1 protein-coding gene and 2 pseudogenes are annotated in these 2,993 nt (G+C 33.9%); all 3 read right to left on the bottom strand.

Annotated elements, in window-relative coordinates; genetic code table 11:
• Nucleotides 1-327 (bottom strand): annotated as a pseudogene (locus tag OZD63_RS01885) (IS4 family transposase); the annotation flags it as partial.
• 118 nt (nucleotides 328-445) lie between these two features.
• Nucleotides 446-1,777 (bottom strand): DNA recombination protein RmuC, encoded by a 1,332-nt coding sequence (locus OZD63_RS01880; RefSeq protein ID WP_274980079.1) that lies wholly within the window; start codon nucleotides 1,775-1,777, stop codon nucleotides 446-448.
• Between the two features lie 173 nt (nucleotides 1,778-1,950).
• A pseudogene (locus OZD63_RS06250) lies at nucleotides 1,951-2,931 on the bottom strand (IS3 family transposase).
• Between the last annotated feature and the right edge of the window lie 62 nt (nucleotides 2,932-2,993).

Below are 2,993 nucleotides of genomic sequence, written 5' to 3'. Positions count from 1 at the left end.
TAAGATTTTGCAATCAACTTGCAAGATATTTTTAAAGAGAATCACAGATTCATTATACATCCTTTTCATAAATTCCACTGCTTCTTCAGTAAATCTAAAATCCAAACCTTGTTTTGTTATATCTATCGAGTCCTCGTTTAGTAATTGACACATTGTTTCTACGCTACAATTATCAACTCCTATATTACCCAAGACCATGGCTTTTACGAATGATGAACCTTTTAGCTTTCTCTTTCTTTTTATAAACCTTGTTGTAATTGAGATTTTCTCTGCTTTTTCATTAAAAAATTCTTTGAGCTTTTTTGATAAGCAAGTTATTTTATTCATTGGTTCTCTCACTAAAAGTATATCTGGGAGAACTTATACCTTATTATTCTATCTCTTTCATACCTTTATTTCCTTAACTTGACGCGTATGCTTTTTTGAACATTCCCTGTTAAGATGCCTAATCTACTTTCAGCTCCTCAGTATGTAAACTGCGTGGTAAAGACTCTAATTCCTTTGCAGCACTTAAACTTTTATTTTTTGCATGTATACCAAGCTTATTGAATTCTCGAGCAGCAGGAAACACCCTTGCTTCAAGAGAGCCAGCAGTTTTATTATAATGATCAACAGCACTTTTTAAGCTCCTGCGCAAATTATCAAAGTTTTCACCCATTGTGCAAATGCGCTCATATAAAATATGACCTAGTTCACTGATTTTCTTTGCGTTTTCAGCTATCATCTCTTGCTTCCATCCATACGCTATTGCTCTCAGCAACGCAATTAGAGTGATCGGTGTTGCAATGATCACTTTTTTTTCCACTCCAATCTCTATCAAAGCAGGCTCATATTCCAGTGCTGCGCTAAAAACCCCCTCCCCTGTTAAGAAAAGCACCACAAGTTCTGGCGTATTTTCAAATTGATTCCAATACTCTTTTTTACCCAAATCATTTATGTGTTTTTTTATTGCCAGGGAATGGTTCTTTAATTTCTCCTTTTGTATTTGCAAATCATTTTGTGATATAGCATCCATGTAAGAATCAAGCGGCACTTTAGCATCTATTATTATTTGCTTTCCAGATGGCATTTTGATTATTAAATCAGGACGCAATAAATTATTCTCGTTTTTATCAATCACTGACGGCTGAGTAAAAAAATCGCAATACTCAATCATTCCTGCCATTTCTACCACTCTTTTGAGTTGCATTTCACCCCATTTGCCCCTAATGTGAGGTTTCCTCAGGGCATTAGCAAGGTTGGAAGTTTGGTTCATCAGCGCTCCAATTTGCTCCTTTAAACCTTCATAGGCCCCTACCCTCTCCTTTTCTAGCTCACGTATTTCATTATCGAATTTTTCTAATTTTTCTTTTATTGGAGTTACAACTTCGTTGATCGTTGCTTGTCTTTTTTTGAAATTGCTTTCCGTTTCTTTTAATTTACTATCGATTACTTCCTTTGCTAAGTCCAGAAAATTATTGTTATTTGTTTGCAAAGCATCAAGAGAGAGCGCTTTAAAAGTGTTTGTTAATCTCTCCTCTGCTTTTGTTAGTAATTCTATTTCCTTTTTCTTTTCCTCACGTTCTTTTTGCAGAGTTACTTCAAGTTCTGCTCTTTTGACCCTTAAATCAACTATTTCTTCATTCTTCGTAAGCAAAGTTTGCTTTGTTTCTTGAAGTTCTTGCTCTAATTTACATAAATTACCCTCAAGGTTTGCTTTCTTTTCGCTCAGTTTTTTTACGATAATGTAGAAAAATAGTAATAGAGAGACAACCAGAGCTATAGAATTGAAAAGCATCAGAATAAAAAAGCTGTATTTACAATTCTATATGATTTTTGTGTGTATAAGAAAGAAAAAAGGAGCACCTAAAGAGGTGACCTTACCCAGAAAAAGTAGAGAGAAAGTTAAGACGTTTTTATCATGAGAATAAATTGTGCAGGAATGCAATAGTTAATAGTAGAATGTCTACGTTATTTGTTATAAAAGATTTCTATGTATTCAAATATGGCAGTTCTGGTTTGTTGAGCGAGAAGTATCAATAAGCAGCTCCCTTTTAAGTGAACTTTTCTGCAACAGAGTTATCGTAACAACAGCCCTTATGGCTCATGCTGGAAATGATGTTTTTTGTATTCAATAGAAATTGGTAATTTTGAGAGGTATACTGTGACCCTTGATCGCTATGTAACAGCAGATTTTTATCGGGTTTGCGTTTATCAACGGCCATCAATAAAGAATCTATAACTAATTATCATGTTACTCATTAACCACCATGCGTGAATATAGGTCAATTATTGCCGCCAACAACCTTCTTTAGTTTTTATGTAGGTAATCCCAAACTTTATTTGGCTGATCAGTAGTAAAATTTTGATCCAATGTGTTCGGAGCCACAACTCGGTTGCTTATTTGCTGTTTTTTATTTTTGAACCTTCGTCTAAGCTTGGTTTTAATGCCATTTTCTTGCATAACACTTTGTACTGTTTTAATTTTTGCCTAAAGCTTTTAATTCAGCGTGAATTTTAGGAGCTCCATATCTGCATTTAGAAGCTTGATGTATTTTTTGAATATCTGCTAGAAGCCCTTCTTTTGCTAATTCTTTACTGCTTTTTTCCTTAGCAACCAATACCACCAGTACAAAACCCTACATAGTTCCTGTGTTTTATAGCAATTTCTATATAAAAGAATACTTTACTCTTTTTCTTTGCCCAGGGCTTTTTTTAAAATGTCTCTTTCTCTTGTTAGTTCTTTTTTTAGATCAAATCTTTCTTTGTCATAAGGAGCCTTTGCCTGGAAATGCGTATGCTCCAGACATTTTTCCATCATATTTTCTTACTTAACATACTACCATCTATACCTAGATCTTTTGCTATTTTTGTACTTGCTTGACCTGTTTCTTTAACCAGCTTAACAGCTTCTAATTTGAATTCTGCCGTATATTCTCTTCTATTTGTCATATTTTGAAAAAACGTTTTATTTTACTCCAAAAACGTCTTAACTTTCTCTCTACTTTTTCTGG

The organism is Wolbachia endosymbiont of Drosophila leontia, assembly GCF_028981785.1.
In the GTDB taxonomy this organism is placed as follows: Bacteria; Pseudomonadota; Alphaproteobacteria; order Rickettsiales; family Anaplasmataceae; genus Wolbachia; species Wolbachia pipientis.
The sequence above is the reverse complement of the archived record's forward strand: the minus strand, read 5'-3'. Positions and strand labels throughout refer to the sequence as shown.

Excerpts from the sequence above, each read along its gene's own strand:
- OZD63_RS01880 (WP_274980079.1), bottom strand. The coding sequence starts at position 1,777 with ATGCTTTTCAATTCTATAGCTCTGGTTGTCTCTCTATTACTATTTTTC.